General features: G+C 41.9%; 4 protein-coding genes. 3 read left to right on the top strand and 1 reads right to left on the bottom strand.

Annotated features, from left to right (window positions below; translation table 11 throughout):
- Positions 1-45: 45 nt before the first annotated feature.
- Complete coding sequence (gene nifB / locus AC5JMF_RS10205; RefSeq protein WP_495795605.1) at positions 46-1497, bottom strand: nitrogenase cofactor biosynthesis protein NifB; 1452 nt, start codon at positions 1495-1497, stop codon at positions 46-48.
- A 1099-nt stretch (positions 1498-2596) separates the two neighbouring features.
- Here nifB and AC5JMF_RS10200 point away from each other — a divergent pair.
- The 3 genes from AC5JMF_RS10200 to AC5JMF_RS10190 all read left to right on the top strand — a co-directional run bounded on the left by AC5JMF_RS10200 (position 2597) and on the right by AC5JMF_RS10190 (position 5959).
- Complete coding sequence (locus AC5JMF_RS10200; protein WP_495795591.1) at positions 2597-3886, top strand: S41 family peptidase; 1290 nt, start codon at positions 2597-2599, stop codon at positions 3884-3886.
- A 232-nt stretch (positions 3887-4118) separates the two neighbouring features.
- On the top strand, positions 4119-5063 hold the full coding sequence (locus AC5JMF_RS10195; RefSeq protein WP_495795590.1) for an NAD(P)-dependent alcohol dehydrogenase: 945 nt from the start codon (positions 4119-4121) through the stop codon (positions 5061-5063).
- Positions 5064-5482: 419 nt separating this feature from the next.
- Complete coding sequence (locus tag AC5JMF_RS10190; RefSeq protein ID WP_495795589.1) at positions 5483-5959, top strand: hypothetical protein; 477 nt, start codon at positions 5483-5485, stop codon at positions 5957-5959.
- The last annotated feature ends 131 nt before the right edge of the window (positions 5960-6090 follow it).

The following is a 6090-nucleotide window of genomic DNA, read 5'->3' as shown; positions in this document are numbered from 1 at the left end:
GTAATAGGTGAGGAATAATCTCTTCTCTTCCCTACTCCCTACTCCCTACTCCCTATTCCATTGCTCGTAAAACTCCAAAGCAACCTTTTCAATCACGTCGTAGGCTTCAACAGTATGTATGCCAGCTTGCTGCAATTTTTCTTGAGGACAGTTACCAATCTTGGAGACTAATACTGCTTTGCAATCTGCGATCGCTTTCATAATATGTTCAAATGTGGCTTCTTCTCCGTATCCACCTTGACAATATTGATCGATTTTGCGATGACTGATAAAGCGAACTTCTTTACCATCCACTTCGTAAATCTGGAATTCCTTCGCATGTCCGAAGTGCTGGTTAACTAATCCACCGCCTTTGGTTGCTACTGCAACTAAGATTTTAGGATTGTTTTGTCCAACAGGTGCGCTTTGGCTCGTCTCTAATGCTTTTTCTTTGGCTGCTTTAATTTCTTCTCTAAACTTCTCAATACCTTCGTGAACTTCTTGACGAGTTTCGAGGTTGTACTCTGGGGACATTTCCAAGAATTTATCTTTGGTAAATTCCTGGCTGCGATCTTCTCCTAATAATCCGACGGCATCGGCTCGGCACTGGCGGCAATGACGCATCATTTTCATGTTGCCAGAGCAATTATCTTGCACTTCTTTGAGTTCTTTGGTGGTTGGGCCGCGTTGACCGGTTAAACCAAAGTGTGTGCCGTGTTCTGGTGCCGAAATCAAGGGCATAATATTGTGTAAGAATGCACCTTTAGAGCGAATCATTTTGTTCACTTCTACTAGGTGTTGATCATTAATGCCCGGAATCATCACGGAGTTGACTTTGCAGAGGATGTCAGCTTCTTGTAAAGCTTGCAATCCTTCGAGCTGCTTTTCAAGCAGAATTCTCGCCCCTTCAACGCCTCTGTAACGTCTACGTTTGTAATGAACCCAAGAATAAATCTGTGCGCCGATTTCTGGGTCGATGGTGTTAAGGGTGATAGTAACGTGATCTATATTTAATTGTTTAATGCGATCGACGTATTCGGTCAGCATTAAACCATTAGTTGATAAGCAAAGCTTGATATCTGGTGCTTTGTCTGCAATCAACTCAAAAGTGCGGAATGTCTTTTCTGGATTCGCCAAAGGATCGCCAGGCCCCGCAACTCCCAAGACTGTCATTTGGGGAATCTTACCTGCAATCACCAAAACTTTATGTGCTGCTTCTTCTGGTGTCAGCAACTCGCTAACTACTCCTGGACGGCTTTCGTTAGCGCAGTCATATTTCCGGTTGCAATAGTTGCATTGAATGTTACAAGCTGGAGCAACTGCAACGTGCATCCGGGCGTAGTGGTGATGGGCTTCTTCGCTATAGCAGGGATGTTTGGCAATGCGTTCTTTGAGTTTTTCGTCCATTTCTGGGGTAGCGCTGCTTTTGCTATCGCAGCCGCAACCACCTTTTTTTGCTTGGGTTATTGTTGGTTCCTGTTCGGAGGAGGTGAGGAGTCCTGTAGCCTGTGGTGTCATTGAATTTCGCAAGGAATCGGTATCGGTGGACTGGCTGCCACTGTGGGAGATGCCGTTGCTACTCTCTGTGCCCAAGGAATTGAAGTCGCGTCTGATACTCACGCTGCCCACTCTGTAGCGGTAGCGTAGACACCTGATGAGGGCGGCTGTTCGCAGAGTAGGGCAGGCTATCAATCTATAAGTTTCGGCTGGTGTGTGTCAACGTTTGGGTAGGGGTAGAATTTGTGTGTACAGCCGCGACTTCTATTCACAGAGGCATGGTGCTATCTCATCCCTCCACTCACTTTTCGCTTCTGGTTTTATCAGGGCGTTAAGTGATTGGCGATATAAGATTTATATCAGTCGTCTTTGATAGCAGCAGCTTGTCTATCTAGGATAGAATTTATTGGATTTATTACTTTTGTACTCAAGATTCAGAACCCTATAATTTAGGGCATTCCAAGAATTAAAATATTTTTTTTCAGGTAGGGGTTCTAGTATTTTTTGATTAGGGTTCGAGTATTTATGAACGGGGGTTCAGGATTTCTTTGTACTCAGCCACAACCCAACACCAGCAAAGATTTCAACTTGGTTGGAACTAATTTTAAGATATATTAGCTTGTACTCAAAACTCCTCAAATCCTTCACAAAACAGCCAGTACTAAAGGATCTGAGGGGAAAAACTGGAGTAGGCTACGTCGTGCTACCCCAGATGCGTGCGAAATTCAATTCTGTATCTAACATATCATTTTTTTTCAGGAAAAAATGCAATTCATATTTTCTTAAGTTTTGCCGGAATAATAATATTAAATTGCGCTTGGAAGTCTGATCAGGTAAGGCATGTAAGTTACTGTATCTAAACGAGTTAATGAACATTATTTGCAATTAATTTCATTTTAAAGCTTTTGATCAGCTTTTGTCATTTATCCCAGCCTACATCCATCCACAAATAGCGATCGCTCCGGTTCCAACTCAGTTAAAATATCTTGATATAAATATTTTTTGTTTCGCGCAAAAACAAGGCAGCGCGTTGCGGAGCGAGTTGTTCATAGGGGTTTCCCCATGAACAACTCGCGTCGGGGTTCACCCCGTTGTAGCGACTGCCGCACAAAACAGAGACATGAACAGATTTAGACGCTTCCAGTTAAGTAAGCCATTTGTTGTCACAATTGTCTTTAGCATCTCATTGTTACTGCTGGTGTGGTTTGGTTCTTCATTGCTGCCAACGTTGGCGAAATCGGAGACTAGAGTTTTTAATGAAGTTTGGCAAACGGTAAATGACAACTTTTACGACGCTAAGTTTAACGGCGTAGACTGGAAAGCTATGCGGCAGAAGTATCAACCGCAGGTAGAGAAAGCCAAGTCTAATCAAGAAGTTGCTAGCGTGATTAATCAGATGCTTGCAGAATTGCGGACTTCTCATACTCGCTTTTATACTCAAAATGAATCAGCGTATTATCAACTTTTGGGAATTTTTCAACCCTTGAGTGGGGAATTAAAACAGCGGTTCCAAAAAGTTTTTCCGAAGGGCAAAATTGAATACACTAGCATTGGTGTATTTACTAAAGATATCAACGGCAAGACCTTCGTGAGCGCTATTCTTGATGATAGTCCAGCGGCTAAAGCTGGCTTGAAGGTAGGAGACCAATTAGTGAGCATTGATGGTTCTCCGTATCAACAAATACAATCTTTTCAGGATAAAGCAGGGAAAACAGTTAAACTACTGATTCAACGATCACCTAATTCTAACACTCAGCAAGAAATAGCGATCGCCCCCAAAATCTTTGACGCTACTACAATGTTTCTAGATGCTCAAAAAGCCAGTACCCAAGTAATTGAACAGCAAGGTACAAAAATTGGCTATGTTCATATTTGGTCATATGCTGGTCAACAATATCAACAGCAACTTGAGCAAGACTTATTTTATGGTCGTCTGAGAAATGCCGAGGGGTTAGTTTTAGATTTGCGTGAGGGATGGGGTGGTGCGTCTCCCAATTATCTCAATATATACACTGCTGAAGGCCCAAGTATCACCAGTATTAGACGCGATGGTCAGCCAAGAACGGTAAATTATCAGTGGAAGAAACCAGTAGTGATGGTGGTGAATGAAGGTAGTCGGAGTGGCAAAGAAATTTTAGCCTATGGTTTTCAACAATATAAAATAGGGCCAGTAGTTGGTTTCAAAACACCAGGAGCTGTGGTTGCTGGTAGTCCTTTTTTGATGGAAGATGGTAGTCTGCTTTATTTAGCCGTTGCAGATGTGTGGCTCAATGAGAAGCAGAGGTTAGAAGGAAAGGGCATCACACCAGATATTAACGTTCCGTTCTCCTTAGAATATGCAAATGGAGCTGATCCTCAAAAACAGCAAGCTATAGAAACTGTAATTAAGTCACTCAAGCAGAGTTCGTAGTTAAGACTTTAGTCTTTGTCTTCAGCACTAAGGCATCAAGTAAAAATAAGTAGTGCGGGCATCTTGCTCGCGCGGGCAAGATGCCCGCACTACAAATATTAAATTGTTCAACTTATTTTTACACGAATCCTAAAGTGCTTACTACCAACATTCAATGCGATCGCTAAACTAAAGTTATAACCAAAAATCAGCTTTCAAGTTCCGTTAAAAACAGGGTAGTAGGAGGAATGCTATGAAAGCAGTAATTATCCGACGGTATGGGCTTCCTGAAGTTTTGCAATATGAAGATTGGTCGCCACCATCTATTAAACCAATGCACTTACTAGTGAAAGTTCATGCCAGTAGTGTAAATCCCATCGATTGGAAAATTCGTAAGGGAATGTTGAGTTTAATTACAGGCAATAGATTCCCGATGATTTTGGGGTTTGATCTGGCGGGGGAAGTCGTGGCGGTTGGTTCTGGTGTCACAGATTTTGAAGTCGGAGATGCTATTTATGGTGGTACTGGCTTCCCTGGTGGGGCATATGCTGAATTTGCCACTGTTCCTGCTGGCATAGTGGCTGCCAAACCAACAAACTTGAGTTATGAGGAAGCGGCTACCGTACCTTTAGCGGCACTCACAGCACTGCAAGGCTTGCGAGACCAAGGTAATATCAAATCGGGGCAAGCGGTTTTAATTAATGGTGCTGCGGGTGGTGTAGGGATTTTTGCAGTGCAAATTGCTAAGACTTTAGGGGCAGATGTGACGGGAGTTTGCAGTACTAAAAATCTGGATTTGGTGAAATCTTTGGGTGCAGACCGCGTTATTGATTATACCCAACAAGACTTTACCGAAGGTGTATTACAGTACGATATTATTTTTGATGCGGTTGGAAAAAAATCATTTTCTCGCAGCAAAAGAGTCTTAAAATCGGATGGGGTTTATGTCACTACATTGCCCAACCCAGAAGTATTAGTGCAGAGTTTATTAACAGCGTTTATTCCTGGTCAAAAAGCAAAAGTTTTCTTTGAAAAGCCCAATACTCAAGACTTGCTTTACCTGAAAAATTTGATTGAAACGGGTAAAATTCGTCCAGTGATTGACCGCACCTATCCCTTACAAGAACTAGCTGCGGCTCATGCTTATAGCGAAAGCGAGCGGGCTGTTGGTAAGATTGCGATCGCAATTACCAGTTAATCAATAAACTCTGGGCGTTGCTAATTGAGGGGATGAATTTTGTTTCCCGCAAAGACGCGAAAATCAATTTTTAGCGAACACAACAAAGGCTAAATTAAATCTTACCTAGATTGCCGGGTTTCGACACTTCGACAAAGCTTAGTGACCACTCCGCTCAACCCTCGTATTCTTAGAGTCGAGCATTGAGCGAAGTCGAAATGCGTCTTACAAATGATTGCAACTTCCTACTTATGCGAATCTTGAGTAAGAAAATCTCACGCAGAGGCGCTCTAGGCGCAGAGAAAAAACTGTAAGATGACACTACATTTATCCAAAGTTCAGTAATTTGTGTAGAGGATGTGCGATCGCTCTTACTAAAGGGAATTCTATACTTAGCAACTATTGCTACATAAATTTAGAGTTACTGAGGTAATTATACGATGGCATATCAAAATATTACAGCCTCTCTTTCCCCTCAAGAGATCCAAGAAATTAAAACAGCACTTCAGACAATCCAAAAAAGGCTACCATTTTTGATTACTCTCAGTACGCAAGAACGGCGCAAGTTAATTAAAATGGGTGATAAAAGTCTAGCCTTTGTAAATAATAGTGTCACTGCTGCTCAGTCGAACCGAGAAATATTACCAGCTAGCTTTGATGTTGATGAACTTGTCCGAGATTATCAGTTAGCGATCGCACTCACCGAACTTTTAACCTCAATGCGACAACTCACGGAACAAGTAGATGATACCCTACTAGCAGTCGGTAGTGAAGCGATGAGCAGCAGCTTGACAGTTTATGATTATGTCAAGACAGCAGCGAAAAAAACACCAGGACTAAAAACTCTTGCTCAACAGTTAGGCGATCGTTTTAAAGCTATCAAAGGTAGACCAACTAAAATTGCATCTGGTTCTTGATATATTTATACTCATTAATGAGTCTTGGAACCTCATTAATGAGTCTTTGATACTCATTAATGAGTCTTGGAACCTCATTAATGAGTCTTTGATACTTATTAATGAGTCTTTGATACTTATTAATGAGTCTT

The sequence above is a fragment of the Desmonostoc vinosum genome, assembly GCF_059505385.1.
This window is presented reverse-complemented; position numbering and strand designations above follow the sequence as displayed.

Excerpts from the sequence above, each read along its gene's own strand:
- nifB (WP_495795605.1), bottom strand. The coding sequence starts at position 1,497 with ATGACACCACAGGCTACAGGACTCCTCACCTCCTCCGAACAGGAACCA.
- AC5JMF_RS10200 (WP_495795591.1), top strand. The coding sequence starts at position 2,597 with ATGAACAGATTTAGACGCTTCCAGTTAAGTAAGCCATTTGTTGTCACA.
- AC5JMF_RS10190 (WP_495795589.1), top strand. The coding sequence starts at position 5,483 with ATGGCATATCAAAATATTACAGCCTCTCTTTCCCCTCAAGAGATCCAA.
- AC5JMF_RS10195 (WP_495795590.1), top strand. The coding sequence starts at position 4,119 with ATGAAAGCAGTAATTATCCGACGGTATGGGCTTCCTGAAGTTTTGCAA.